This is a genomic window from Hymenobacter sediminis (genome assembly GCF_003231285.1).
In the GTDB taxonomy this organism is placed as follows: domain Bacteria; phylum Bacteroidota; class Bacteroidia; order Cytophagales; family Hymenobacteraceae; genus Hymenobacter; species Hymenobacter sediminis.
This window is the reverse complement of record NZ_QKNS01000004.1, coordinates 381,415-407,116: the sequence shown is the minus strand read 5'-3', so window position 1 is coordinate 407,116 and position 25,702 is coordinate 381,415. Positions and strand designations below refer to the sequence as shown.

Sequence of the window (25,702 nt, the reverse complement as noted above, 5' to 3'; positions counted from 1 at the left end):
ACGGAGAGAATTAGAATCCAATGTTGAAACCAGCCGTGTAGGTACGAGCTTGGCCTACCGAGTTGCGGTCAACGCCCGCACCCGTGTTCGAACTGCCGTTCGTAGAAATTTCAGGGTCAATACCCGAGTAGTTAGTGAGCAGTGCTGCGTTCTGAACCTGCACATAGAAGCGGGCAGTACTCATTCCAAGTTTGCCCATAAAACCGGGGTTCAGCGTGTAGCCTAACGATACGTTGCGCAAGCGGGCAAAATCCCCTTTCTCCACGTTTGTGGAAAGGATTAGAGCTGATCCGTTCGATACGTTGTCGCCATACACCACCCGTGGCCATTCAGCATTGCGGTTTCCTTCTGTCCACCGGTCCTGGATATCCGTGGCATTGTTCCAGAAACGCATGTCGTGCAGACCTGCTTTGGTGCCATTGTAGATATAGTTGCCACCTGAAAACTGGATGAACACACCTAGGTCAAAGTTCTTGTACCGGAAGGTGTTGTCGAAGCCACCGTACCAGGTAGGTAGGGTAGGGCCGTAAAACTCGCCGTCGGCAAGCTGGGAGGGAGCTACGGCTACGGGCTGGCCATCCAGCGTAGTCCAGCCGGTGCCACCGCTCAGGTGGTTGTACTGCAAGGTAGCACCATCGGACTTGCGCCGCACGATCCGGCGGCCGTTATCCTGGTTTACACCCAAAGAAGGCACGGCCAGAATCTCACCAACGGAGCGCCCTACTACCGTGTAGTTTACCGTTTCAAGGCCTGAGGTGGCCGTAGCTATGCGGGGCACTTCTGAGGAAAGAGCTGTAACCCGGTTTTTCAGCGTTGTAAGGTTCGCATTTACCGTCCAGCTGAAGTTAGGCTTAGTAATGGCATTCACACGCAGGTTTAATTCCACGCCAGTATTGCGCATAGAGCCTACGTTGGCAGCAATACTGTTGCCTGGAATACCACGCGAGGGAGCCTGAGGTAAGTCCAGAATCAGACCATCAACCACATTGCGGTAGTAAGTTGCATCTGCCTGAATTCGATCATCGAACAGTCCTAATGACACACCTACGTCCGTCTTCTTGCTCGTCTCCCAGGTCAGGTCGGCGTTGCCGGCGTTGCTGAAGTAAAAGGTGTTGGCGCCGCCGTACAAGCTGGGGCTATACAGGTCACGGCTGACGAAGTCTCCTACCCCCTGGTTGTTGCCTACCTCGCCGTAGCTACCCGTAAATTTGAGCAGGCTCACGCGGTTCAGAACAGAAGAGTTTTTCCAGAAAGCTTCCTCTGACAGCACGTAGCCTACCGAGGCTCCATAGAAGTTACCCCACTTCTGGTTACCCCAAGCTGAGTAGCCGTCGCGGCGGGCGTTGAATGTAGCTAGGTACTTGCTGTTAAAGTTATAGTTGACCCGCCCGAAGTATGACATCAGGAAGTTCTCCCCCTGAAAGTCACCAGAGAGGGCGATGTTGGCAAAACCGCCTTGAAAAGTGGTGAAGAAATCGTCGGAAACACCTGTGCGGTTAGCGCCCCAGCGGTCAATGCTAGTGCTCTGGTATTCGGTGCCTACCAAGGCAGAAATATTGTGTTTTGCTACGTTTAGGTCGTATTGAGCTGTATTCTGCCAGTTCCAGCGTTTGTTGGTCCGGTAAAAGTTTGAGGCGCTGCCCAAGTTGTAGGAGTCGCCGGCTTTGCGAGTATAGAAAGCTTGGTCTTCGAAGGCAATGTTGTAAATGCCGTACGTCGAGCGCAGATTCAAGCCTTTTACTGGTTCCAGGTTAGCATACACGCTGCCTTGGATTTCATTGCCCTCAGAGCGGAAATAGTTTTCCTCCAAATCCACTATCGGGTTGTAGTAACCTGGTAGCAGAGGAGAACCATTGGGAGTAGAAGCAGAGTAAGAATTCGGGTTGATGTTATTACCCGGGCCTACCCCCGCTGCCTCCGTATTTGGTGTGCCGTCGGGGTTACGAGCCCGAATGTTGGGGGGCAACACCAGCGGCAGACGGCCAAGGCCCGCCGTGCCGAAAGCGCCATCGCCTACGGAGCCAGAGTTTGGTGAAGCAGTGCGCGAATTGGTATAGCCTACGCGGGCGCCTACTGATAAGCGGGAGAATACCTTATGGTCAATGTTGAGGCGGGCAGAGGCACGCTTGAAGGAGTTTTCCTTCAACATCCCTTTCTGATCGGTGTAACCAACCGAGGTGTAATAAGTGGTTTTATCAGTACCGCCGCTGAAGTTTATATTGTTCGACGATGAGAAGCCCGTGCGGTAGATTTCATCATACCAGCGCGTATTTATCACGTTGCCATTCTCATCCAGCGTAGGACGGAAGCCCTCAATAGCAGTAGGAGCCAGGTTTTGTGCCACCCGGTTGGAGTTCAGGTTGCGCACAGACTCATTCTTGATGTCCATGTACTGCTGAGCATCCAGCAAGTCATAGAGACGAACCGGCTCACTCCAGCCTACCCAAGAGTCGAGAGATATTTTGCTCTGTCCGCGCCGGCCTTTCTTAGTGGTAACCAGAATAACGCCGCCAGCAGCGCGAGAACCATAGATAGCCGTGGCCGAAGCATCTTTCAGCACTTCTACACTCTCAATATCGTTGGGGTTGATATTGCTGAGTGGGTTGTTGGGTACACTGCCTACAGCCGAGCTATTGCCACTAAAGGCCGGAATGCCATCAATTACGTAAAGAGGAGCTGAACTCAGGCTGATGGAGTTTACCCCACGAATGCGCACTACAGGAGAGGCATTCAGTACCCCGTTGGGGGTAGTGATATTTACGCCGGCAGCTTGGCCCTGTAAGGCTTGCTCAAAGCTTTGTACTGGCTTGTTGGCAATTTGAGCGGCACTTACTGTGGCCACTGAGCCTGTCAGGTCACGGCGTGACTGGGTGCCGTAACCTACCACCACTACTTCGCTTAGTGCTTTGCTGTCGGCAGCTAGCGCCGTATTAATTGTGCTTTCGGTGCCAATGGTCCGTTCGATGCCGATGTAGCCTACCGAAGAGAAAACCAGTGTACCACCTCCTTCAGGCACTGTTAAGGTAAAGGTGCCATCCGCGTTGGTCGATACACCATTAGTGCCGCCCTTCAACAACACGGTAACGCCAGGCAAACCCTCTCCAGAACTCCGGTCCGTAACCCGGCCAGAAATGGTCCTAGTTTGGGCCCAGGCTTGATGACCAGTAAATGCCAATGCTACCAGCGGGCACAAGAGTAGACTTTTCTTCATGCGTTCATTTATGATTATGAAATGCTCAACTATAGGAGCTAATAAAGTGGGTATTGTTAATCCTAGCAAGTAAACAATGAATTTATTTTAACGTTAAAGGAATTTAATTGAAATATAGCTCATCTATATGACTTGTCATTGATCAGTGAAAAACAAGGAAAAAACACTAAAAAACCCACAAATCTTTGGGGAAGACTAGTGGGTTAGTAGAGTGAAAAATATGTGTCGAACTGTGAGGTCGCTTAGCCATCTAGGAACATCGCATCAATGCGGGAACTACATCAGGGGTGCAGGTCCTTCTTGAACTCTTCGGCCCAGTAGTCGGCTAGTCGGGTGGGCTCCGGCAGCTTGTAGCTACGCAGACAGGCCAGCGTAAGGCGAGTAGCGGTGGCTTGGTTGCAGCGGTGACCTGGGCTCACGAACAGTGGATTCACCTTGTCTTTACTGCGGATAACCTCACCCAGTAGTTCCCCATTTTTGTCGGTAAGAGGGGAGATACTGCCTTTGATAATACCGGGCTCTTGGTAGTTGCCCGTGAGCTTTTGTTTGGCTACTCCAAAGGTGGGCACATCGAGCATGACGCCCAGATGCGCCGCAATGCCCATCCGGCGCGGGTGTGCAATGCCGTGGCCGTCTACCATAATCACATCGGGCTTGTGCCGAAGCTTTTCGTAGGCGAGCAGCAGATTAGGCGCTTCGCGGAAGGAAAGCAAGCCTGGTATGTAAGGGAGCGTAACAGGGCTAGTGTGGTACACCTTCTCTACCAGTTCGAGGGTAGGAAAGCGTAGGACTACGAATACTGAGAGTACTGTTTCGGGGGTGGGAAAGGAGGAGTCGCAGCCGGCAATCAGTTGCGGTTCGTGGGGCAAGGACTCTAACCGAACGAGCGTGCGCATTTCGTCCTGCTGGCGCGTAAGGTCACGAACAAGAATGGGGTCGGCGGGAGGGCCGGGCGGGCGGTAGTAGGCCATAAGAAGGGGAGTAAGGGCAAGTAGACAATGCTTCTACTACCCCGGCCGTACCGGGGTTATCGGGCGCCTACCCCCAGGCTGGGCTACAACCCCGGCCAACCCCCTACGTTATGCTGAGCAACTACCTTTCCCTACCATGTCTAAAGCTGAACAACCTGCCCACACCGGCAGCGGCCCGTTTTTCGAGCGCCGCTACTGGGTAGATGTGCAGCACCCGCGCCAGTCGGCGACCGAGTTGCTGCAGCACATCAAATGCCACCTGCCCGAATATGCTCCGGATTCCCTGGCCGACTTTGAGAAGAAACAGGGGCACCCCCACGACCTAAGCGTGGGCGACGAGTTCCGTATTAAAATACTGGGGCCGTGGAACGGGGAGGTGCGGGTAACGGAAATTGGCTCCGATTTCTTTGAGCTGGCTACCCTTGAAAACCACCCCGAGGCCGGCCGTATCTGCTTTACCCTGCGGCCCCATGCCTCGCTGCCTGATACATTGCGCTTTGAAATTCACTCGAAGGCCCGCTCCCGCGACGGACTGGTGGCCTTGACCTACGACACGCTGGGTGTAGGGCGCAAAGTGCAGCAGCAAACCTGGGAAACGTTCTGTCAGCGCGTGGCCGAGCGCAGTGGCGGCCTGCAGCTCTGTCCCGTGCAGGTGGAAACCGTAAAGCAGGATACCTCCGGAACCGAAGTAACCCACGATGCCTAAGCCACCTCTTTATCAGCTTCAGAAGGCCCGCCTCGATGCTTACACCAAGGCCGGCTACAACTTCGACCTGACTAAAACCAGTGAGTACACCGCTGAAAACGGCTGGCGCGTGGACGACTACGAAGCTGAGCTGCCCTTGGAAGCACCCGGACCCCCGGACCCGCACGGCTCCTGGGCCGCTGCCCGCGAGGTGCTGCGAAACTACACCTTCCCACCTCCTGATTTGATTACCGGCATCTTTCTTCCCGATCAGCCACTAGAGCAGCGCGTGATGGTACTGCGCGGCCGTTTCTTGTTGTTCACGTTCTGGTTTGGAGTACGCATTGGGGGTGTTACAGACGAGCTCCAAACCTTGCCTACTGGTGAGCAGGAGCAGGTGTGGGGCTACAATTACCGCACCCTGGAGGGGCATTTTGAGCGAGGACAAATTGATTTTACCATCCATAAAAACCTGACCACCGGCCGGGTGCGGTTTCATGTTCACGCGTTTTCGCAGACGGGCCGCATCAGCAACCCCTTTTACTGGATTGGTTTTCGGCTGTTTGGGCGCATGCTGCAACGGAAATTTGCCCGCGAATCGATGCGGCGGATGAAGGAGCAGGTAGCGGAAATGCTGCGCAAAGGCTGGCAGGCACCGGCCCCGCAGGATGCCCCGCCGGTACAAGCTGTGTCCGCGGAGTCGGGCGCCCAAGAGCAGTTGAACAAAACACGCTAAAGCAAGGTCTACCTCTACTAAAGCCGACTGTAGAGCACAATTCCTACCACCACCAAGGCCATGCCCGCCCAACTCAGGGCCGAGGGTAGGGGGGCGCCCAGTAGCGTTACTTCAATAGCCACGGTAGTTAGCAACTCCACCGATTGGGTGGCTTCTACAGCTCCGAGCAGGGTAGCATTTGGGCCAGCCAGCGCTAGGGCGTAGTAAAACAGCCCGGTGGCTACCACGCCGGCCAGCAGCGCCACTACAAAGGTGTAGCCCCACTGCTGGGGCGTAGGTCCCGGCCCCGTGAGGCCGCCCCACACCGACGCCAGCGCCCAAAATGGCAGACTCCCCAGCGTGAGTCCCAGCACCATGTGGGCCGCTGAAACCCGTACCGGGGCGGTTTCCAAGTACACCAGCACTTTGCGGTTGGCGAGGGGGTAGAGGAAAGTGGACACGAATATCATCCCGAACCCCAGCAGTGCCTTGGCCGAAAAGCCCTGGGCCACATTTTCAACCTGCATCAAGAGCACGCCCACCACTACTACCCCCGCCATGCGCAAGGCCGGAAAGTTGAGTTTGGCGCGGTGGTCGGGGTAGATAAAGGGCGTAAGCAGCAAGCCCGACAGCAGCACCAGCTGAAAGGAGCCGGCTATCAGCCAGGCCGGGCTAAACTCGGCCGCCACGGCTACCAGCGAGTAAAACACCCCAATGCCCACGCTGCCCCACAGCACCCATAGCCGCCAAGAGCTGCGCCAAAACCGCCAGAACCCCAACCACTCGCCGCGCAGGAGTAGCCAGCCGGTCAGGAGCAGCGCCGTGTAGGCGTAGCGCAGTACCGCCGTCCAGACCCAGGAACCACCGGTGGTAGCCATCAGGCGGTTGAGCAGGAAGGTGGAGGAAAACAACATGGCTCCCAGCGTAGCCAGCAGAATAGGGCGAATGGGATTAGAACCGGTGGCGGGGGTAGGCATTAGGGGTAGCAGGTGGTTCCCACCAACGAGAGAGGTAGAGCCAGAACGCGGAAGTAGGGCAAGCAGTGTCGTCAGCAAAGTACCGCTTGTCGGGGAGCTTCTTAAACAATTGGCCCTTGAGACCGTTGTTGCGGTTCTGTTCTGAACCGTTTCTCTACAACCAACCCTTTTCATGTCAGAAGCAAAAGGCTATGCCGCTCCGGCGGTAAACGCGCCCCTCGTGCCCTTCGATTTCCAGCGCCGCGAGGTAGGCGCCCACGATGTTCGCATCGAAATTCTATTCTGCGGCGTGTGCCACTCCGATCTGCACCAAGTGCGCGACGAGTGGGGCGGCTCCGTATTCCCAATGGTACCCGGCCACGAAATTGTGGGTCGTGTGACCGAAGTAGGTGCCCATGTGAAAGGCTTCAAGGTAGGCGACTTGGCCGGGGTAGGCTGCATGGTGAACTCCTGCCAGCACTGCCCTGAGTGCAACGAAGGCCTGGAGCAGTACTGCGACGAAGGATTCGTGGGTACTTACGGCGCCACCGACCGCGACGGCACCGTAACCTACGGCGGCTACTCCAACCACATCGTCGTGACGGAGAAATTCGTGCTGCACGTATCGGAAAAGCTTGATCTGGCCCGCGTGGCCCCGCTGCTGTGTGCTGGTATTACAACCTGGTCGCCGCTGCGCCAGTGGAACGCCAAAGCCGGCGACCGGGTGGCCGTGATGGGTCTGGGTGGCCTGGGTCACATGGCCGTGAAATTTGCGGCCGCTCTGGGCTGCGAGGTAACTGTATTCAGCACCTCGCCCAGCAAGGAAGCCGATGCCAAAGCCCTGGGTGCCCATAAGTTTGTGGTCAGCAAAGATCAGGAGTCGATGAAATCCGTGTCGAACTACTTCGACCTGATCATCAACACCGTATCGGCTACTATGGACCTGACGCCCTACATCAGCACCCTGCGCCTCGATGGCACCATGGTGCTGCTGGGCGTACCGCCGGAAGCGCCGCAGCTGCATGCCTTCAACCTCATTTCCAAGCGCCGCCGCATTGCCGGCTCGCTGATTGGGGGCATCAAGGAAACGCAGGAAATGCTCGACTTCTGCGCCGAGCACAACGTAATGAGCGACGTGGAAATCATCCGGATGGACTACATCAACGAAGCGTATGAGCGCATGCTCAAGTCGGATGTGAAGTACCGTTTCGTGCTGGACCTGGCCACGATTTAGGCTGCGAAACCGCGCGGCTTCCTAGCTACTTAACCTATTAGGAGGCTGCCTGGAAGGTAAAAGCCCTGGTAAGTTGGTGCCTCGCTTTCCGCGAGCAGTACCGGTTTACCAGGGCTTTTTTGCGTAGCAGAGCGGCCTCTCCTTATTTGCTAAGGACGATGGGGGTAGTAGTAGGCTCCCGGTCTATAAGCTCGCCGTTGAGGGTGAAGCGTACGCGCCGGACGTACTGACCGCCGCATCGGTCATCGTGCTCGGCCAGCTCAAGATCGGGTTGGCGGATGTCGAAGCTGCGCTGGCTGGTAGGCACCACTACCCGAAAGCTGCCGGGGTACACTGCCGAGCCGCTTTTCTGGAAATATAACCCAAAGCTGTTCACAGGAACAGCCAAAATCTGGAAGTAGCTTGTACTTACCGTGGGAGGGGTGCCCGGTGCCGGTTGCCGCAAGGTATCGCCTGGAAGGGTGAGGTCGGCATCAAGATACCTCACTAGGTAAGCCGACCGTAGCTCCTCCCTACGGAACCCGGAACCTGTTCCTAGGGTGTCGGCGCTGAATCGAAACGTCACGGAGGTGCTGTTTTCGGAGAAAACATCCCAGCAGCAGCCGGCCAGCAGCCACGGACTTGCCCCCACCAGGAGCAGCATACGGAAGGAAACACGGAGTGATGGCATAGCAGCAAGAGCCAGCTGATTGCTAAATAGTTGCAGAGCCTATGCTGAAAGCTTACTCCTTCTCCACAGGGTAGCGGAACGTGCCTTCCAGCGTGAGGCGCTTGCCGCCGCGGCCCGACTCACACACTTGGCAGCGGTAGGACCCGGCCAACCAGTGACGGGCGGCATTTACGCCCGTAATGGTCACGGAGCCGGGGTTATCGGGGCAGGATTTGGAGTAGGCCGCCGTGCTACCGTAGCGGTAGGAGGCGTCGCGGTTGCGGCCGCTCAGGATTTCCTGGAACGCATAGGTACCAGCTTGAATTGGGAATCGGTCGATGATGATGGTCAGGCCTTCACCATCGGGGTCATCGGCCCGCACGATGTTAAGGCGCAGGGCGCGGTCGGTACCCAGGAAGAAACGGGAACTAATGGTATCGGCTTCTACCGGCTGCCCATTGATGCGCAGGGTAAGGATGCGGGCTGAGTCGGGGAGTGGGGGCAGGGCTTTGGGAGCGGAACCCAGAAGCGGCAAGAGCAACAGAGGCAGGAAGCGTTTCATCGGGGCGGGAACAGGCAATAATCAGCCCAGAAGATACTGAAAACCTTTGTACGGTTGTGCTATTAGCAAAGCAAGATGCCATTCCGACGCAGGAGGAATCTGGGTTAAATCGTTGAAAGACTAGCTCAGATTTCTCCTGTGCCGGAATGACAAATGGAAGACGCTGGAACACGGCAGAGTGCTTCTTTACTCCTGTCGGCCCGGGTACTGCTGTAAAGCCACTTCCAGGCAGTCCATGGCTTTGTTGATGACGTCTTGGTTTACCACGTAGGCGAGGCGCATCTGCTGGCGGCCCAGGCTGGCCGTGGCATAGAAGCCCGCTGCGGGCGACACCATGAGGGTCTGGCCCTGGTAGCTAAAGTCTTCCAGCAGCCACCGCGCAAATCGCTCGGCATCATCCACGGGCAGATGACAAAGCACATAGAACGCGCCGCGGGGTAGGGGGCAGCGCACGCCGGGCATGGCCCGAAGGCGGCTAACCATCAGGTCGCGGCGGGCTTGGTACTCAGCTTTGGTGTGGTCGAAATAGTCCTCGGGCAAGTCGGCGGCGGCTTCGGCCAGCAACTGCCCCAGGCCGGGCGGGCACACCCGCAGTTGAGCCAGCTTGAAAATAACGTCGCGCAGCGCCTTGTTCTTGGTCACCAAGGCCCCAATACGAGCCCCGCAGGCACTGTAGCGCTTCGAGATGGTATCGAGTAGTACCACGTGCTCATCGGCTCCTGCCAGACTCAGGGCGCTGGTGAAGGCGTCATCGTAGCAGAACTCGCGGTAGGCCTCATCGGCGAGCAGGTACAGGTTGTGGCGTAGGCACAGCTCTTTCAATTGCTCTAGCTCTTGGCGGCTGTACACGTAGCCAGTAGGGTTGTTGGGGCTGCAGATGAGGATGGCCTTGGTGCGGGGCGTGATGCGCTGCTCGAACTCCGTAATGGGCGGTAGCGCAAAGTCGTTTTCCAAGTGAGAGGCTACAGCTACTACCTGCGTGCCGGTAGCAATGGCAAAGGCGTTGTAGGGTCCGTAAAAAGGCTCGGGCACAATGAACTCGTCGCCGGGGTTGAGGCAGGCCAGCAGAGCAAACGAAATAGACTCGCTACCCCCCGTCGTCACCAGAATGTCGTCGGCGGCAACGGGTAAGCCCAGGCGCTGGTAGTACTCGGCTAGTTTCTGGCGGTAGCTGGGGTAGCCCGCCGTGGGGCCGTATTCCAGCACCCGGATGTCGGCCTGCTGCACCGCCGCCAGCATGGTGGGCGGCGTTTCAATATCGGGCTGACCAATATTGAGCGGGTGCACCGTAATGCCGCGCTGGCGGGCAGCTTCGGCGTAAGGGGTTAAGCGGCGGTAAGGGGAGGGTGGCAATGCCAGGCCACGCTGCGAAATCTGGAGCATGGGCTTAAAGATAGGCCGAACGGGCAGAATCAGGCGCTTTCTGCGGAAAGTATTCGGAGGCTTTGGGGCCCAACAGGAGGTAGGAAACTTCTGCTACCCATTAACGCTAAAACAGCCTACCCTGCTGCCAGCCGTAAACCCAACTGCCTGCCTTCGGTTATGCTCCCATGACAACCACTCCTGCTACCCTACCCGAAGTGTGGCTGCGCGGCCCTCTACCTGAATTTGTGCCGGTGCTGCAGCCCTTGGCCATGGCCCTGTTGCAGGCCCGCGAAGAACTGCAGGCTGCCTTGCATGATTTTCCCGATGAGCTGCTATCGGTTCGCCCGGCCGGGGTAGCCTCCGTTGGGTTTCATCTGCGCCACTTGGCCGGTGTGCTCGACCGGATGCAGACCTATGCCCGCCATCAGTCCCTCAGCGAAGCACAATTTCAGTTTCTGGCCTTGGAAAAAGAGGGTCCTGCTACCCCCGATACCGTTGCTAACCTGCTTCAGCAGTTTTCCGCTCAGGTAGAGGCCATGCTTACAACCCTGCGCACCACCCCCGAAGCTACCCTGTCAGAGTTCCGGCCGGTGGGGCGGGCTGGGTTGCCGAGCACCGTAGTGGGCCTGCTAATACACGCCACAGAGCACACCACTCGCCACACGGGCCAACTGCTGGTAACGGCACGAGTAGCACGAGCGAGCCTGAAGTAGCTGACAGAGCGTGGCTTTTCGGTTGGCATCTGGGGTAGTAGGTAAGGTACAGTAAGCCAGGAAAGACGTGGCTCCACAGTAACCCATGGCGCCGTAGCCCGTTGGTAAAGGCTCTAACCTTCACTAACGCTATGGAAAACAAACCAACCACCCTGCCCCCGCAAGCCCAGGATCAGCAGCCGGGTATTGAACAGGAAATGACGCCCCAACCGGAATACATCCGGCCCGGCTATAAGGGTAGTGAGAAACTGCAGGGCAAAGTGGCCCTCATTACGGGCGGCGACTCCGGCATCGGTCGGGCCGTGTCGGTGCATTTTGCCCGCGAAGGGGCCGATGTGGCCTTTACGTATCTGCCCGAGGAAGAGCAGGACGCCTACGCTACCCGTCAGTTGGTGGAAGCCGAAGGCCGCCGCTGCCTGACCCTGCCCGGCGACCTGCGTGACCCGCAGTTCTGCCAATCCATCGTAGACCAAACGGTGCAGGAGCTAGGCGGGCTGAACATCTTAGTGAACAATGCCGCCGAGCAGTTTGTGAACAAGAACGTAGCCGAAATTGAGGATGAGCAGTGGCTGGATACCTTCCAGGTCAACTTCTTCTCTTTTGTGCGCGTGACGCGGGCGGCGCTGGCTCACCTCAAAGAAGGCGATTCTATCATCAACACGTCTTCTATCAACGCCTACCGGGGTAACCAGCAGCTGGTGGATTATACCTCCACGAAGGGAGCCATTACGGCCTACACTCGCTCTATTGCTCAGCAGCTAGCCGAAAAGAAAATCCGGGTAAACTCCGTAGCCCCCGGCCCCATCTGGACGCCCCTGATTCCGGCTACTTTCCCAGCTGAAAAAGTAGCTTCCTTCGGCAAGGATACGACCATGAAGCGTCCCGGCCAACCCTCGGAGGTAGCGCCGGCCTACGTGTTCCTGGCTTCCGAAGATGCCTCTTACATCACGGGCCAAGCCATTCACCCCAACGGCGGTGAGGTGCTGAATACCTAGCATCGAGAAAAAGGCATTCACTAAAAAGGGCACCCGGTTTCGGGTGCCCTTTTTGTATGAGAAGCTAGTTGGGGCTTAGTACATGGCATCAATACCTGCCTTATCACCGGTAGAAAGGGCGGTGCGCTGGATGTCAAAGGTAGAGCCATCCTTTTTCGTGATGGTAGGCTGGCCGTTTGAAGAGAACGAGAATGAGCCGTACATCATGATGGAGCCGAAGTCAAGCGCGCCGTAGTCGGTGCCGCTGTAGCCTGAGGTGGAGTACTTCGAGAAGTTGTTTTCATAACCCGATTGAATGTTCTGGGTAAGAATATTCACGTAAGTATCTCGGTCGTTGCGGGTTTGCTCATGGAACAGGCCCAGCGCGTGGCCAATTTCATGGATAGTATTGCCGGTAGAGCAACCCGAGGCTAGGTTGATGTACTGGCGCCCGCCAATCATGCCAATGTTGGAGGAGCAGCCCGAGCCCACCCGGAAAGTAACGTAGTTGGCCTGGGTGGTGCGCTTCACAAAACGAATGGCCGTGTTGGCCTGCCAGTGGGCAATGGCGTCAGTTACGCGGTTCTGGCTGGGTAGGGCGGCGTCAATGGTGTAGTACACTACCGCAGAAGGCCACCGGCCCGAGGTGCGGCCAGCACTTTCGGGGCGGGCGGCGCCCGTTCCTTTGGCTACCTGCTCGGCCGTCAGGATAATGTCGCCCTCATAAATATTCTCGCCATTGATGCTGCGGTATTCCACGGGCTGGCCGCTGAGGTAGCCGGCCCGGCTTTCACCGGTTTGGCCAGGGTAGGCCTGCTCTGCTTTGGCCTCTTGCCGGGAGCTATCAGCTACCGGTTGCACCTTAGTCGATTCCTGCTCTTTGCTGCAGCTGAATATAGAAAAAGTGCCAAGAGTAGCCAATAAGGCCAAGCGGGAGAAATGATGGGTACGCATACTACTTTGGTTTTGGTTGTGGATAGAAAAAGAGCAGAAGAAAGACTGATGTCTTTCTTCAATGTTATAAGCAAAGTAGTATTAATAAATCAATTACAAGCTAGTAACGGTAAATTAATTGCATAATAACTGACTATATATTGAAATAAATATTATAAATAAAGAATCAGCAACAGGGCCAATAACAAAGCCCATTGGTCATTTTAAGCTTGAGCAAAAGGCAGGAAGGGCCCTGTGCTCCTATGGTATTGAGGGCTTTATTGCCTAAGTAGTGACAAGAGGATAGCGGTATTATCCTACTCCTGAAACAGCTTCTTGTCAGCCCAAAAGGTGCCGAATGGCACTACCGAAACAGCCAACGCCAGCAGCGCCTTCTTCTACGACCAGCTACGCTCCAAGCTGACTTGCAGCACCAGCAACACATAGGCCACAAACAGCACCCCATGCGCCATACCCACAATGCGCACCGCCTCGGGCTGCCCCAATAGGTACTTCAGTGGCATAGCAATGCCCAACAGCACCAAGAAGGAAATGCCCTCTAAAAACCCAACCACCCGCAGGCGACCCAAAGAAGTCCGCAACAATGAAGAAAGCATACAGCAGCAACTAGATGAAGCCGCAAGTTACGCCAGTCGCGCCGGCCTACCCTCCGGCTCTGGGCGAAAGGTTGGCTACCCCGACGGATGTGTGTTGAGCAACATTGGTTCGCCTCATCAGCCGCTGGGCCTAGATAGTCAGCCTTGCCCGGAATATTTAAGATAGAGGCAACCCTATATTACGGCGTTACATCTGTCCGAACGTAGCCCCACCGGGCGAACCGCCTCTGTACGCTTTTCTTATTTCTCTCCCATGAAAACGCCACGCACAACCACCTGGGCCCCGCTGGTCTGGCTTGTACTGTTCCTGAGCCTTGGCACCGCTTTTCAGGCGCAAGCCGCTACTCCTCCCGATAGCCTCGACCTGTTTCTACAAGCCAAAATGCGCCAGCTCCGTATCCCGGGCCTGCAGTTGGCCGTTGTCCGGCATGGGAAAATCATCCGGACGGGGCAGTATGGGCTGGCCAACGTGCAGGACTCGGTGCTGGTGACTGGCCAAACGCGGTTTACTATCAACTCCATTACCAAGGCCTTTGTGGGGGTAGCGGTGATGCAGCTGGTAGAAGCCGGCAAGCTAGACCTCACGGCGCCCGCCTCCCGCTACCTCGATGGTTTGCCTACCGCCTGGCAGCCCGTGACGGTCCGGCAGTTGCTTACCCACACCTCCGGCCTGCCCGACATCATGCCCGACGACGAAATGGTGACCGAGGAAAACGAAAGCGCCGCCTGGGCCAAGGTGCAAACCCAGCCGATGGACTTCGCGCCCGGCGAGAAGTTTGCCTACAACCAGACCAACTACCTGCTGCTAGGCAAAATCATTGACAAGCTCAGCGGCCAGCCGTTCATCGAGTTTATTCAGGAGCGCCAGCTAAAAGTAGTTGGAATGCCGCGCACCACCTTCGGCGACGCCCATGACGTGCTGCCCCACGGCGCCCGGGGCTACACCTACTACCACAACAGCAACGGGCAGATGCGCCGGGGTAACCAGCTGCGCAACACCTTCGAGACGTTTCCGCCTATGTTGCGCACGGCGGCCGGCATGAGTTCTACGGCCGAGGAAGTAGCCCGCTGGATTATTGCCCTGCAACAATGCCAGCTCCTGAGACCCGCTAGCCTCTCTACCCTCTGGACGCCCGGCACCCTCAACAATGGCACTCAGCGCGGTTTTAGTCGCATGCTGAACGGTTACGCCCTGGGCTGGCCCACCGTAACGCGCTCCGAGCACCGCGCCGTTGCGCCAGTAGGAGGGGGCCGCTCTGCCCTGTTCATCTATCCTGACGATGACCTGGCCATCGTGGTCCTGACCAACCTCATCGGGGCCAACCCCGACGTGTTCATGGACGAAATAGCCGGTCACTACCTGCCCGATATGCGCGCTGTGGCTGGGTTCGGGCTGCCGCCCACCATCCGGGCCCTGCACACGGAGCTGCGCAAACGTGGTTTTGCACAGGCCTCGGCGCTGGTAAACCAGGAGAAAAAGAAAAACGCCGCCTACCAGCTGCCTGAGGACGAGGTAAACGCCTGGGGCTATATGCTGCTCCGCCAGAACATGGCGCGGGAAGCCGTGGAAGTGTTCAAGCTCAACGTCAGCCTTTACCCCCAAAGCGCTAATACCTACGACAGCCTCGCCGAAACCTACGCCGACCTGGGCAACCAGGAGTTGGCCACCAAAAACTACAAGCGTGCCCTGGCCCTTAACCCTAAAAACGCCGCTGCCGCCGCCTACCTCAAAAAGCTACAGAACTAGCAGGAGTGTTGGGGTTGTAGTAGGTACGGATATAAGTATCAAGGCCGTCATGTCGAGCTTGCCGAGACATCTCGGGTGCTGACGTAGGAATTACTACCCCAACATCAGCACCCGAGATGTCTCGGCAAGCTCGACATGACGGCTTTTGATTAGGGGAGAGCATCAGCATATTACTTCTTGCGTTTCTTGATAGGCAGCAAGCGCAGGTAGTGCGTGGTGTCGGGGGGAGGGGTCGGGTGGGAACCGCTGGGTGTAACCAGCAGGTTGGTGCCGCCATGGCGGTGCAGCATAGAGTTTGTACCATCCGGGTTAACGACGACCGTAGGGTTGCTGTCAGCATTCGGGACCATGGAATGCGTACCGTTCGGGTTGATTAGTACTGCCGACCCGCCGGTTTGCTCCAGCACCGAAAGAGTCCCGTCTGGGTTAATAACCACGGACGTCTGGGCCTGCGCTGCCGTCAGGCTGCCTAGTAGCAGGAGGGTAGGGAATAGGGAGCCTTTCATAGAGATAAGCAAAAGAATAGAAAGGAAGTACCTGCCTATGGGCGCAACAATGATGCTAGTTTCAGGCAATGCCCGCAACGGTTCAGGTTTGGAGGAACCGATGGGGGTAGCAACTGCGTATGTGTAGCTACACCTCTAGTATTTGCACCATGCTATTCCGCATTGTTGGGCTGCTGCTGGCAGCCGCCTGCTGTTTCTCCTGTGAGGGGCAGGCCCAAACCTCGCCTTCTAAAGCCAAAGCCTCAGCCGCCGCAACCAAAACGGCCGCTAAGCCCACTACCTCTGCCACCGGCCGCAACCCCTACTACTCCCGCACCGATACTACCCGCCTGCGCCTCTCCGATGCTCAGTGGAAGCAGGTGCTCAGCCCCGAGGTGTACCGCGTGGCCCGCGGCAAAGACACCGAGCGGCCCTTCACCGGCAAATACTGGAACGCCGAGGCCAAAGGCACCTACTACTGCGCCGCCTGCGGCAATGCCCTGTTCCGCTCCACGGCCAAGTTTGCCAGTGAGTGCGGCTGGCCTAGCTTCTTCGAGCCCCTGCGCACTAAAGCCGTGCGCTACGAAGCCGATAATACCCTCGGTATGGAGCGCACCGAAGTACTCTGCGGACGCTGCGACTCCCACCTCGGCCACATCTTCAACGACGGTCCGCCGCCCACGGGCCAGCGCTACTGCATGAATTCCATCGTCCTCGACTTCGTGCCCAGCAAAAGCCCCGCCTTCGGTGTGCTAGGCAACTAGTATCATCTAGCCTAGAGCTAAAACTAGTTCCCCTCCTCAGAGGAGGAGGGGTTAGGGGTGGTTGATTGGAGCGTTGAACGATACTAGAGTTAGAAGCTAGTTGATGTTCAATAATTATCAACCACCCCTAACCCCTCCTCCTCTGAGGAGGGGAACTAGTTTTTTTATACTTAGCGCCTACCCCTACAACTGGCTTAAACCTCGCAGAGCGCCCTGTTTAGGGTGCTCCGTTTGTTGATGGGCTACCCCCATACCCCATCCGTACGGTTGTCAGCCTAACAACGAGTCGTTTGAAAAGACAAAGCTCCGGCTGTAAGAACAACCGGAGCTTTAGGGAGCGGGGCAACCTAGCACACCCCGATAGTTAGTAAAGCTGAACTAAACGAATGAAGCTGCTGCTATTAGTTCAGGTGGTAGATGTATCTGAGTTTCTATAGCCCGTAGTGTTTGCCGAACCAAGGTGAGTGGATGGTTAGGAAATTGGGTATCATATTCAGGCCTCTCAGCCAAGTTCATAAGTTTCCCTGCAGTGAAGGTTGGTTCATATGGATCAGCGGCCCAGCCAATAAACCCATCATCACCAACCTTTAGTTGGTCTGTGCCCAGCAGCATGTTGGCTACCACAGCTTCGCGCATGCCGGTAACACCACTCTCGCGGGCTTGTACTTTGATTACATAACTGCAACTCTTGAAAGGAATTGTAAGTGAACCAACGTACAGCACACCATCAGAATTTGTTGGTAGCTTGAATAGCGTTCGAATTAGTGGTGCACCCTCTATTGCACTACGTGTCACTTCCAATATGCCGCCCTCTTGTTGGATTAGGCTCTGACGGTACTTTTGGCGCAACTCTACCTCGTCGGCAGCAGGCGGTAAATCAGGTGGTATGTCGAAAAAATGCAGTGACAATAAAGCTGGCATGGACGGATGCTGCCATTCGCGCAACTCTGCACTAGCTTGGCGCTCTGACCAGCCAAACGTTTCGAATACCAGGGAGTGAATAGTGGGCTTTTTTCGGCCGAACAGCTTCTGAATGAAAAGCATCAAGCAATGATGGTAATGAAAGGTAATATTTGCCGATAGAAATCATGGCAGATGATTTTTGCTGCTGCGCATGACGCTACATTAACCCCGGCACCAATCACTTCAAAACAAAACCCCGCGCCGGCCTTGCAGCCAACGCGGGGTTTGGGGGTTTAATTGGCTAGTGCCAAGCTACTACATCCGGCTGATAATCTCGTCGCCGAACTCGCTGCACTTCAGCAGGGTAGCACCGTCCATCAGACGCTCGAAGTCGTAGGTTACGCGCTTCGAGGCAATGGCGGCTTCCAGGCCTTTGTAGATCAGGTCGGCCGCTTCCTGCCAGCCCATGTGCTCCAGCATCAGGGCACCCGAGAGGATAACCGAGCCGGGGTTCACTTTGTCGAGGCCAGCGTACTTGGGCGCGGTGCCGTGGGTAGCTTCGAAGATGGCGTGGCCTGTTACGTAGTTGATGTTAGCACCGGGCGCAATGCCGATACCACCCACGATGGCGGCCAGGGCGTCGGAGATATAGTCGCCGTTCAGGTTCAGGGTAGCCACTACCGAGTAATCGGCGGGGCGGAGCAGGATCTGCTGCAGGAAGGCATCAGCAATGCTGTCCTTCACCAGAATCTTGCCGCTTTCCAGAGCAGCTTTCTGCTGAGCGTCGGCTACTTCCTGGCCTTGCTTAGCGGCTACTTTGTCGTACTGAGCCCAGGTGTACACTTTGTCGCCGAACTCACGCTCCGCCAACTCGTAACCCCAGGTTTTGAAGGCACCCTCGGTGAACTTCATGATGTTGCCTTTGTGCACGATGGTCACCGAAGGCTTGTTGTTGTCGATGGCGTACTGAATAGCGGCGCGCACCAGACGCTCGGTGCCCTCTTTCGACACAGGCTTAATGCCGAACGAAGACGACTCGGGGAAGCGGATTTTCTTCACACCCATCTCGTCCTGCAGGAATTCTAGCATTTTCTGAGCCTGGGGCGTGCCGTTCATGTACTCGATGCCGGCATAGATGTCCTCGGTGTTTTCGCGGAAAATTACCATGTCGGTCAGGTTCGGCTGCTTCACCGGCGAAGGTACACCTTCAAACCACCGTACCGGACGTACGCAGGCGTACAGGTCCAGCTCCTGGCGCAGAGCCACGTTCAGCGAACGAATGCCACCGCCTACGGGGGTAGTCAGGGGGCCTTTGATGCCCACCAGGTAGTCGCGGAAAGCATCCAGGGTTTCGTTGGGCAGCCAGTTACCAGTCTGCTTGAACGACTTCTCGCCGGCCATTACTTCCTTCCACTCCAGCTTGCGCGAACCACCGTAGGCTTTCTCTACGGCCGCGTCGAATACCCGGACGGACGCCGCCCAGATGTCCGGACCCGTGCCGTCGCCTTCGATGAACGGGATGATAGGTTGGTCCGGCACATTCAGCTTGCCGTTCTTGATGGTGATTTTCTCTGCCATTGTTGAAAAGATTGTCAGGTGTTACGTGACAGGTATTTAGGATTGTGGGTTTTGAAAAATGTTGCTTCTGCTACCCCACCTGTTATCCTGAGTGCGACGAAGGACCTCTACCGTTAGTAATTGAGTAGCCCTACAATGAAGCGGTAGAGGTCCTTCGCTACGCTCAGGATAACAGGCAAGGTGGTAGTAACGACATGGGACCTAGTAGCCGAAAATCTCTTTCAGCGTGAGTTGCTGGACCTGGCCGTACTTGGCCAGCTCCTTGAAGTTGAGGCGGTCTTTGGAACCGATAACCAGAATCGTTTGGGGCTGACCTTTCACGCGGGCCTGCTGAAATTTCTGCAGATCCTGGAAGCTCATGTTGGAGGTCTGCTCGTACACGTCACGGCGCACATCGTAGTCGAGGCCGAGGCGCTTGGCGCGCTCGTAGCTGAACAGAATGTCAGACTTGGTGATACGCTCGGTGGCGATGCTGTTGCGGATGCTCTGCTTAGCAATCTGCAGGTTGGCTTCGGCCACGGGCATGTCATTGAGCAGGGTGTTCATGCCGGCCATAGCCTCGGGCAGCTTGTCGCTCTGGGTGCCAATGTAGCTGAGGTTGTAGGAGCTGCGCCCTACCTTATCGGCTGAGGCAAACCGCGAGGAAGCCGAGTACGCCAGCGCCTTCGACTCGCGCAGCTCCTGGAACACAATGCTACCCATGCTACCCCCGAAATACTCATTGTAGAGGCTCGTCGTAGGCAGCAGGCCCTTGTCAAACACCGGCCCCTTACTCAGGAACAGGATTTCCGCCTGCACCATGTTGTAGTCCACCCAGTACACCTTACGGTCCGTCAGCGGCTGCTCCGCGAAGTCTTTGTTAGCTGGCACGGGCGTGAGCTTGGCGGGCGTTTTGTGCAACTGATTCAGTGACCAGAGTAAGCCTGGCACTACCGCCCGATTTTCGGGTTTCTGCGTTTGGTCGCCTTTAATTACTGCTGGCTCATTAGCATCGGCCTTACGCGGTCCGTAGTACAGCACGCGGTGCTGGTAGGTTGGGAGCTTCTGGATGAGGGCGGTGAGCTGCTCGGGCTTCAGGGCCTTCAACTCTTTCTCACTCAGCTGGCTGGTGAAGGGGTTTTTCGCACCGTACTTGGCGTAGTTCACCAGGGCCTGGTTTAGAATCACGCCTTTGTTCAGCTTCGCATCCTGGCGGGCTTTGAGTACGCCGGCCACCATGTTCTTGAGGGCGGCAGCATCAGGCTTGGGCGCAGACAGCAGGCTTTCAAACAGTTGCAAGGCTTGCTCAAAGTTGCTGTCGAGGCCGGAGAGGCTTACGAAGGTGCGGTCTTGTCCGCTTTGCACCGAGAAGGAGCAGCCGAGCTTGTAGAACTCCTGCTGGAGCTGGGCGGCATTGTACTTGCCGGTGCCCAGGTACTGCAGGTAATCGGTGGCGAGGCCCAGCTTGGGGTCGTGGTTCGTGCCCAGGTCGAGCACGTAGTACAGGTTGAAGAGGTTGTTCTCGGCGTTGTGGGTGTAGTACACCGGCACGCCCGAGGCCAGCTTCGTTTCCTGAATGTCTTTCTTATAATCCAGGAACACTGGCTGCAGCTCCGGCGAGGTCATGCTGGTTACCTGCTTGTAGAAGTCGGAGGCAGCTTCGCGGTTCACCGGCACGGGCGTAATGGCGGGCTTCACCACTTTCACCTTGTTGGGGTCCTGGCCGGTGCGCTTGTACACCAAGGCGTAGCCGGGGCCATAGTACTGCTGGGCCACGCGCATCACTTCTTCCTTGGTGATAGTCGCGAAGTCATCGAACTGCTTGAGGTAGTCTTTCCAGTCCTCGCGGGCCACGAAAGCCGCCACGAAGGCGCCAGCGCGGGCCTCGTTGCTCTCGTAGCTCTTAGTGCGCTGCAGCTGCTCGTTGTTGATGATGGCCGGAATCAGCCACTCTGGAAAGTCGCCCTTCTTTACCTTGTTCAACTCTCCCAGCAGCAGGTCGCGCACCTGATTGAGGCTCTGGCCCTGGCGGGGGGTAGCGTACAGGATGTGGGTGGAGTAGTCGTTATTGAGGTCCGTGAACGAAGCGGCGCTGAGCACGGCCTGCTTCTGATTCAGGTCCAGATCAATAAGGCCGGCCTGTCCGTTGGTCAGAATCTTGTCGATCATGCGCAGCACCAGCGCGTCGCGGGTGGCGGTGCCGGGAAAACGGAAGCCGACCATTACGTTTTCGGCATCGGGGCCCAGCACTTCCTTCACGATAGGGGTCGTAATGGGCGCCTCCTGGGCGGGCGTGAAGGTTGGTACCGGCTTACTTTGCAGCTTGCCGAAGTACTGATCAATGATGCGAATGGTCTGGTCGTAGTCCAGGTCACCGCTCAAGCACAGAGCCACGTTGTTCGGCACGTAGTACTGGCCGAAGTACTTCTTAATTTCGGTGATGGAGGGGTTCTGCAGGTGCTCGATGGTCCCGATGGTGGTCTGGGTGCCATACTCGTGCTTCTGGAACAGGCTGGCGTTCATGGCCTCAAACTCCTTACGGAAGTCAGAGTCCAGGCCGCGGTTCTTTTCCTCGTACACCGCTTCCAGCTCGGTGTGGAACAGGCGCGGCACCATTTCCTGCATGCGCTCGGCCTGAATGGCCGCCCATTTCTCCAGCTGGTTGCTCGGAATGTCTTCCTGGTACACCGTCTGCTCCACCGAGGTGTAGGCATTCGAGCCCTTGGCCCCGATGGCACCCATCACCTTGTCGTACTCGTTGGCTACGGCATACTTGGCCGCTACGCTGGAAATCGAGTCAATCTGGTGGTAGGTGCGCTTGCGAGCGGCGGGGTCGTTGCGCTGGGCGCGGTACTGCTCGTAGAGGGCCTCAATTTTGTCCAGCTCCACCTTCTCAGCGGCCCAGTTCTGGGTGCCCAGCCGAGAGGTGCCCTTGAACACCATGTGCTCCAGGTAGTGCGCCAGGCCGGTGGCGGTGCTGGGGTCGTTTTTGGAGCCAGCGCGCACCGCTAGGTAGGTCTGGATGCGTGGGGCGTCGTCGTAGTCGGAGAGGTAGACGGTCAGGCCGTTGTCCAGGGTGTAGATGCGCGCTTTCAGCGGGTCGCCCTCCACGGTCTGGTACTTGTACTCTTTCTGCTGCTGAGCCGGGGTAGCGGCTGTCGGAGGGGTAGAAGCGGTAGTGGCCGCTGCCGGCTTACTCGTCTGGCACTGGGTAAGGCCGAGCGAAGCCAGGGCTGGGATGATGAGCAGCAGAGGTTTTTTCACGAGGAAGGACGCGGAAGGCAGAGCAGGAAAGGATAAGAGGCCAAAGATAGGCCGCCCCCCCGGGAATAAAAAGCTCGCTTCCTGCCCGTTCCTCGCGAAGTGCGAAATTTTGCGTATAGGGAATCGCAGATTCGCGCTGATTAATCTGATTACATTGATTCGACTGGCACTGGGCAGTGCGGTGGTACTGATGCTGACTTGTATAAACCGTGGGGAAAGGAATTGGCTAAAAACAGCCATTCCAACCAGCAGAAGAAACCTGAATCAACTCTAGCGAGCAACTCACAATTCTTCTGCTGGTTGGAATGAGCAAATCAGCGCAATCAACCTAATCGGCAATAATCTAAAGTCTAGAAATCTGCATCTAGGCCCAGCTTCTGCTTCATGGCCGTGAGCATGGGGTACTTCTCCATGAGATATTCCAGCTTATCGTTGGAGGTGTAGAGCTTGCGGCCGGTTTCCACCCGCTCCACTACCTCGGCCTGCACGTTGAGGCGGGGGTAGCCCGTGCGGCGGCGCAACTCGCCCAAGAACTCCGCCCGAAACTCGTTGAACTGATCCTCCTGCACGGGGTTATCGACGCGCAGCACAATCAGGTGTTGCTCGTTGGCCTGCACCGGGCGGTTGAGCAGGCTGTAGTGCATCATGCTGGTGGCTTTACGTTCTTCTGTCAGCTCTTTCCACACCCGTTGCAACACCTCGTCATTGATGGTGGGTAGGCCCGTAGTGGGGCCGCTGGGTTCCGCTTCCACGGCGGCTTTGCCCGCCGCGGCCTGCTGCTCCAGCTGTGCCTTCATGGCCGATAAGCTCCCCAAGCCCGGCAGCTTGGTGCCCAGCCCAAGGGGTTTACCGGTGGGCATTCCGAGGCGGGGAGGGGGTAGGGGGGCGGCCGTTACCGGCGTTTGGCCCGGCTCATGACCGGCTACGCTGGGCGTACCAATTTCCACGTGCGGCACCGTGTCGCGGATCAGGCTGGTGGGCGGCACCAGGGTAGCGGCCTCATCTTCAATGCTGAGTGTATCGTGCAGCTCCTCCACGCCGCTTTCCACCGGCACTACGGGTTCCGGGTCAGCCGGAGCCGACTTCGGCTGGGGAATGGGGGTAGGCGTGGGTACGGGTGCTGCCGGCTGTGGCACCGCGGCAGCCGCGCCATTCCCAACGGCTTTTGCGTAGGCCGCCGGTGCTTCGGCCGTGCCATCAGCTACCAACTGGCCGTTTGTCGGCGCCGTGGGGGTAGGGGCTACACTACTTTTTTTTTTCGCCTCGCCATTGCTGGCTGAGGCGGCTCCGCTGCCCAGGTCGCGGGCAAACTGCACGGCGCTGTTCAGGTAGGCCAGCTTCATGAGCATCAGCTCCACGTGCAGGCGCTGGTTTTTGGCCTGCTTGAACTCCCGGTCGCACTGGCTCACTAGGTTCAGGGCCGAGAGCAGGAAGGGCAGGGGGGCCGCCTGGGCTTGCTGCACGTAGCGCGCCCGAATGTTGTCGGAAACTTCCAGCAGTTGCACCGTCACGGGGTCCTTGCACACCAGCAGGCCCCGCAGGTGTTCGGCAGCGCCTACCACAAAGTTGTGCAGGTCAAAGCCGTTCTGCACTACCTCCTCCAGCAGCAGCAAGGTCTGCGAGAGGTTTTCACTCAGCAGGGCATCTACCAGCCGGAAATAGTACTCGTAGTCCAGAATGTGCAGGTTCTGCACCACATCCTTGTAGCGCAGATCGTGACCCGAGAAGGTCACCATCTGGTCGAACATACTCAGGGCGTCACGCAGGCCTCCGTCGGCTTTTTGGGCCAGTAGGTGCAGGGCGTCATCCTCAGCCTTGATGTGCTCTTGGGTCGCCACGTAGCGCAGGTGCCCCCGAATATCATCGACCCGAATCCGGTTGAAGTCGAAGATCTGGCAGCGCGAAAGGATGGTGGGGATAATCTTGTGCCGCTCGGTGGTAGCCAGAATGAAAATAGCGTAGCTCGGCGGCTCTTCCAGGGTTTTCAGGAAGGCGTTGAAGGCTGCATTCGAGAGCATGTGCACCTCGTCGATGATGTACACCTTGAAGCGGCCCTGCTGCGGAGCATAGCGCACCTGCTCCACCAAGCTCCGGATGTCTTCCACGGAGTTGTTGGAGGCCGCGTCAAGCTCGTGCACGTTGAACGAGGCATTTTCCTGGAAAGCCCGGCACGACGAGCACTTGCCGCAGGCTTCCAGCTCGAAGGGCGTGTTATCGGGGTCCGGGGCCGTTTGCAGGGCATCGGGTACGATGTCGGGCTGGCTTTTCAGCAGATCTGAAACCGACCGGCCTTTGCGCACGTGCTCCTCTACAAACTCGCAGTTGATGGTTTTGGCCAGAATGCGGGCGCAGGTGGTTTTGCCTACCCCCCGCGGACCGCAGAACAGAAACGCCTGCGCCAAATGCTGGGAGGCAATAGCGTTCTGCAGCGTGGTAGTAACGTGCTGCTGCCCAACTACGCTGCGAAACGTAGCGGGGCGGTATTTCCGGGCCGAAACAACGAAATTCTCCATAAGTCCTGGCTACAAAGATACCCCGAAAAGCCGGGGTTTGGAAGCCAGAGCCACCGCTTCTTATCCGGCCACGCCTAACACCCGGGACAGAGCCGCCGTGCGGTTATCTACCTCCAGCTTGGCGTAAATATTCTGCAAATGGTTCTGCACTGTGCGCGGACTGATGTTGCAAACCCGGCTGATTTCCTTGTCGGGGAGGCCGCGCATGAGGTGACCGAGAATCACGGTTTCGCGCGGGGTAAGCTCCTGGGTGGCGAGCTGCGCGCCCGGAGCGGCTTGCTGCTGCAACTCCCGCACGGTTTGGCTCAGCCGCACGGCCGCCTGGAAGTGGGGCACCAGCAGCTGTAGCAAGGTTTGGTCGGTGGCCGTGAAGTCGTGGCGGGAGCGGTTAATGGCGCAGGTCACCCAGCCGTAGTGCTCCACCGGCAGGCCTATCACCAGTTGGTGGGTAATAGCCAGCGGCCGGTAAAACGCATCGTGCAGGGCAGTATTCAGGAAGCGGCTCAGCGGCACCACATCGGATGTGCGTAAGGGCTCAGGCCGGCGTTGCTCCACGATGGCCGGGAAGAGTGGGTGCTGCGGTAAGTGCGCGGCCAGCAACGGAAAAGCCAGCATTGAGAACATGGCCTCGGGGTAGGCCCCCAGGTGGCCGATACGCCCACTCGGGTCAAACCCATCAAAGCACGCCGTTTCGGCTTGTATGGCTAGTGCTGCTGCTTCCGAAAGCTTATCGAACAAGGTGCTGGGTTCTAGCTCGGCGTAAATCAAAGCAATAGCCCGGTTCAGACGCAAAAAATCGGCGGTGCGGAGGCGAATCATGGCATAGCAGGTAAGGCAACCAGAGGCAATCCGAAAAGAATAGGGTATAGGTAATATTACTCATT

21 protein-coding genes are annotated in these 25,702 nt (G+C 57.3%); 7 read left to right on the top strand and 14 right to left on the bottom strand.

What is annotated here, in order from left to right; genetic code table 11:
* Positions 1-10 precede the first annotated feature (10 nt).
* On the bottom strand, positions 11-3,211 hold the full coding sequence (locus DNI29_RS13285) for a SusC/RagA family TonB-linked outer membrane protein (protein ID WP_110978592.1): 3,201 nt from the start codon (positions 3,209-3,211) through the stop codon (positions 11-13).
* A gap of 281 nt (positions 3,212-3,492) precedes the next feature.
* Positions 3,493-4,182, bottom strand: coding sequence for a deoxyribonuclease V (nfi, locus tag DNI29_RS13280; protein ID WP_110978591.1), 690 nt, complete (start codon positions 4,180-4,182; stop codon positions 3,493-3,495).
* Between the two features lie 136 nt (positions 4,183-4,318).
* Here nfi and DNI29_RS13275 point away from each other — a divergent pair, with 136 nt between their 5' ends.
* Together DNI29_RS13275 and DNI29_RS13270 are read left to right on the top strand one after the other, a co-directional pair.
* The gene (locus DNI29_RS13275) at positions 4,319-4,888 is read left to right on the top strand and encodes a hypothetical protein (protein ID WP_110978590.1); all 570 of its coding nucleotides are present in this window, start codon (positions 4,319-4,321) and stop codon (positions 4,886-4,888) included.
* Positions 4,881-5,603, top strand: a complete 723-nt coding sequence (locus DNI29_RS13270; protein ID WP_110978589.1) for a DUF1990 domain-containing protein — start codon at positions 4,881-4,883, stop codon at positions 5,601-5,603. Before DNI29_RS13275 ends, DNI29_RS13270 begins: the two co-directional genes overlap by 8 nt.
* Positions 5,604-5,620: 17 nt before the next feature.
* Here DNI29_RS13270 and DNI29_RS13265 read toward each other — a convergent pair whose 3' ends face one another.
* Positions 5,621-6,559 carry a multidrug resistance efflux transporter family protein gene (locus DNI29_RS13265; RefSeq protein ID WP_162303606.1) on the bottom strand — a complete coding sequence of 313 codons (939 nt, stop codon included), beginning with the start codon at positions 6,557-6,559 and terminating at the stop codon, positions 5,621-5,623.
* 172 nt (positions 6,560-6,731) lie between these two features.
* Here DNI29_RS13265 and DNI29_RS13260 point away from each other — a divergent pair, with 172 nt between their 5' ends.
* Positions 6,732-7,772 (top strand): NAD(P)-dependent alcohol dehydrogenase, encoded by a 1,041-nt coding sequence (locus DNI29_RS13260; RefSeq protein ID WP_110978587.1) that lies wholly within the window; start codon positions 6,732-6,734, stop codon positions 7,770-7,772.
* A gap of 142 nt (positions 7,773-7,914) precedes the next feature.
* On the opposite strand, the gene DNI29_RS13255 is transcribed toward DNI29_RS13260, so the two are convergent.
* The 3 genes from DNI29_RS13255 to DNI29_RS13245 all read right to left on the bottom strand — a co-directional run bounded on the left by DNI29_RS13255 (position 7,915) and on the right by DNI29_RS13245 (position 10,366).
* A complete protein-coding gene (locus DNI29_RS13255) occupies positions 7,915-8,442 on the bottom strand; it encodes a hypothetical protein (protein WP_123823238.1) in 528 nt (175 codons plus the stop codon).
* Between the two features lie 52 nt (positions 8,443-8,494).
* Entirely contained in the window at positions 8,495-8,983 is a 489-nt protein-coding gene (locus tag DNI29_RS13250; RefSeq protein ID WP_110978585.1) for a hypothetical protein, read from the bottom strand.
* Between the two features lie 186 nt (positions 8,984-9,169).
* On the bottom strand, positions 9,170-10,366 hold the full coding sequence (locus tag DNI29_RS13245) for a pyridoxal phosphate-dependent aminotransferase (RefSeq protein ID WP_110978584.1): 1,197 nt from the start codon (positions 10,364-10,366) through the stop codon (positions 9,170-9,172).
* A gap of 167 nt (positions 10,367-10,533) precedes the next feature.
* Between DNI29_RS13245 and DNI29_RS13240 the strand changes: the two genes are divergently transcribed.
* Both DNI29_RS13240 and DNI29_RS13235 read left to right on the top strand, forming a co-directional pair.
* Entirely contained in the window at positions 10,534-11,061 is a 528-nt protein-coding gene (locus tag DNI29_RS13240; protein ID WP_110978583.1) for a DinB family protein, read from the top strand.
* A gap of 131 nt (positions 11,062-11,192) precedes the next feature.
* Positions 11,193-12,056, top strand: coding sequence for an SDR family oxidoreductase (locus DNI29_RS13235; RefSeq protein ID WP_110978731.1), 864 nt, complete (start codon positions 11,193-11,195; stop codon positions 12,054-12,056).
* 75 nt (positions 12,057-12,131) lie between these two features.
* Here the strand turns inward: DNI29_RS13235 and DNI29_RS13230 are convergent, their stop codons facing one another.
* Positions 12,132-12,989 (bottom strand): M12 family metallopeptidase, encoded by an 858-nt coding sequence (locus DNI29_RS13230; protein ID WP_110978582.1) that lies wholly within the window; start codon positions 12,987-12,989, stop codon positions 12,132-12,134.
* 377 nt (positions 12,990-13,366) lie between these two features.
* Positions 13,367-13,585: a DUF3817 domain-containing protein gene (locus DNI29_RS13225; protein WP_317048755.1), complete on the bottom strand. Its 219-nt coding sequence runs from the start codon at positions 13,583-13,585 to the stop codon at positions 13,367-13,369.
* Positions 13,586-13,838: 253 nt separating this feature from the next.
* Between DNI29_RS13225 and DNI29_RS13220 the strand changes: the two genes are divergently transcribed.
* A complete protein-coding gene (locus DNI29_RS13220) occupies positions 13,839-15,332 on the top strand; it encodes a serine hydrolase (protein ID WP_110978581.1) in 1,494 nt (497 codons plus the stop codon).
* A gap of 170 nt (positions 15,333-15,502) precedes the next feature.
* On the opposite strand, the gene DNI29_RS13215 is transcribed toward DNI29_RS13220, so the two are convergent.
* Entirely contained in the window at positions 15,503-15,838 is a 336-nt protein-coding gene (locus tag DNI29_RS13215; protein WP_110978580.1) for a hypothetical protein, read from the bottom strand.
* A gap of 149 nt (positions 15,839-15,987) precedes the next feature.
* On the opposite strand from DNI29_RS13215, the gene msrB reads away from it, so the two are divergent.
* Positions 15,988-16,581 carry a peptide-methionine (R)-S-oxide reductase MsrB gene (gene msrB / locus DNI29_RS13210; RefSeq protein WP_110978579.1) on the top strand — a complete coding sequence of 198 codons (594 nt, stop codon included), beginning with the start codon at positions 15,988-15,990 and terminating at the stop codon, positions 16,579-16,581.
* Between the two features lie 378 nt (positions 16,582-16,959).
* Here msrB and DNI29_RS13205 read toward each other — a convergent pair whose 3' ends face one another.
* The 5 genes from DNI29_RS13205 to DNI29_RS13185 form a co-directional block, all read right to left on the bottom strand.
* Positions 16,960-17,625: a hypothetical protein gene (locus DNI29_RS13205; RefSeq protein ID WP_110978578.1), complete on the bottom strand. Its 666-nt coding sequence runs from the start codon at positions 17,623-17,625 to the stop codon at positions 16,960-16,962.
* A 174-nt stretch (positions 17,626-17,799) separates the two neighbouring features.
* Entirely contained in the window at positions 17,800-19,062 is a 1,263-nt protein-coding gene (icd, locus tag DNI29_RS13200) for an NADP-dependent isocitrate dehydrogenase (RefSeq protein ID WP_110978577.1), read from the bottom strand.
* A gap of 201 nt (positions 19,063-19,263) precedes the next feature.
* Positions 19,264-22,305, bottom strand: coding sequence for a M16 family metallopeptidase (locus DNI29_RS13195; protein WP_238388086.1), 3,042 nt, complete (start codon positions 22,303-22,305; stop codon positions 19,264-19,266).
* A gap of 350 nt (positions 22,306-22,655) precedes the next feature.
* Positions 22,656-24,818, bottom strand: a complete 2,163-nt coding sequence (gene dnaX / locus DNI29_RS13190; RefSeq protein ID WP_110978576.1) for a DNA polymerase III subunit gamma/tau — start codon at positions 24,816-24,818, stop codon at positions 22,656-22,658.
* 60 nt (positions 24,819-24,878) lie between these two features.
* Positions 24,879-25,637, bottom strand: coding sequence for a helix-turn-helix transcriptional regulator (locus tag DNI29_RS13185; protein WP_110978575.1), 759 nt, complete (start codon positions 25,635-25,637; stop codon positions 24,879-24,881).
* Positions 25,638-25,702: the final 65 nt, after the last annotated feature.

Coding starts and splice junctions, on each gene's coding strand:
- DNI29_RS13270 (WP_110978589.1), top strand. CDS start 4,881: ATGCCTAAGCCACCTCTTTATCAGCTTCAGAAGGCCCGCCTCGATGCT.
- DNI29_RS13185 (WP_110978575.1), bottom strand. CDS start 25,637: ATGATTCGCCTCCGCACCGCCGATTTTTTGCGTCTGAACCGGGCTATT.
- dnaX (WP_110978576.1), bottom strand. CDS start 24,818: ATGGAGAATTTCGTTGTTTCGGCCCGGAAATACCGCCCCGCTACGTTT.
- DNI29_RS13260 (WP_110978587.1), top strand. CDS start 6,732: ATGTCAGAAGCAAAAGGCTATGCCGCTCCGGCGGTAAACGCGCCCCTC.
- DNI29_RS13205 (WP_110978578.1), bottom strand. CDS start 17,625: ATGCTTTTCATTCAGAAGCTGTTCGGCCGAAAAAAGCCCACTATTCAC.
- DNI29_RS13250 (WP_110978585.1), bottom strand. CDS start 8,983: ATGAAACGCTTCCTGCCTCTGTTGCTCTTGCCGCTTCTGGGTTCCGCT.
- DNI29_RS13265 (WP_162303606.1), bottom strand. CDS start 6,559: ATGCCTACCCCCGCCACCGGTTCTAATCCCATTCGCCCTATTCTGCTG.
- DNI29_RS13245 (WP_110978584.1), bottom strand. CDS start 10,366: ATGCTCCAGATTTCGCAGCGTGGCCTGGCATTGCCACCCTCCCCTTAC.
- DNI29_RS13225 (WP_317048755.1), bottom strand. CDS start 13,585: ATGCTTTCTTCATTGTTGCGGACTTCTTTGGGTCGCCTGCGGGTGGTT.
- DNI29_RS13275 (WP_110978590.1), top strand. CDS start 4,319: ATGTCTAAAGCTGAACAACCTGCCCACACCGGCAGCGGCCCGTTTTTC.
- nfi (WP_110978591.1), bottom strand. CDS start 4,182: ATGGCCTACTACCGCCCGCCCGGCCCTCCCGCCGACCCCATTCTTGTT.
- DNI29_RS13285 (WP_110978592.1), bottom strand. CDS start 3,211: ATGAAGAAAAGTCTACTCTTGTGCCCGCTGGTAGCATTGGCATTTACT.
- DNI29_RS13230 (WP_110978582.1), bottom strand. CDS start 12,989: ATGCGTACCCATCATTTCTCCCGCTTGGCCTTATTGGCTACTCTTGGC.
- msrB (WP_110978579.1), top strand. CDS start 15,988: ATGCTATTCCGCATTGTTGGGCTGCTGCTGGCAGCCGCCTGCTGTTTC.
- icd (WP_110978577.1), bottom strand. CDS start 19,062: ATGGCAGAGAAAATCACCATCAAGAACGGCAAGCTGAATGTGCCGGAC.
- DNI29_RS13220 (WP_110978581.1), top strand. CDS start 13,839: ATGAAAACGCCACGCACAACCACCTGGGCCCCGCTGGTCTGGCTTGTA.
- DNI29_RS13235 (WP_110978731.1), top strand. CDS start 11,193: ATGGAAAACAAACCAACCACCCTGCCCCCGCAAGCCCAGGATCAGCAG.
- DNI29_RS13215 (WP_110978580.1), bottom strand. CDS start 15,838: ATGAAAGGCTCCCTATTCCCTACCCTCCTGCTACTAGGCAGCCTGACG.
- DNI29_RS13240 (WP_110978583.1), top strand. CDS start 10,534: ATGACAACCACTCCTGCTACCCTACCCGAAGTGTGGCTGCGCGGCCCT.
- DNI29_RS13255 (WP_123823238.1), bottom strand. CDS start 8,442: ATGCCATCACTCCGTGTTTCCTTCCGTATGCTGCTCCTGGTGGGGGCA.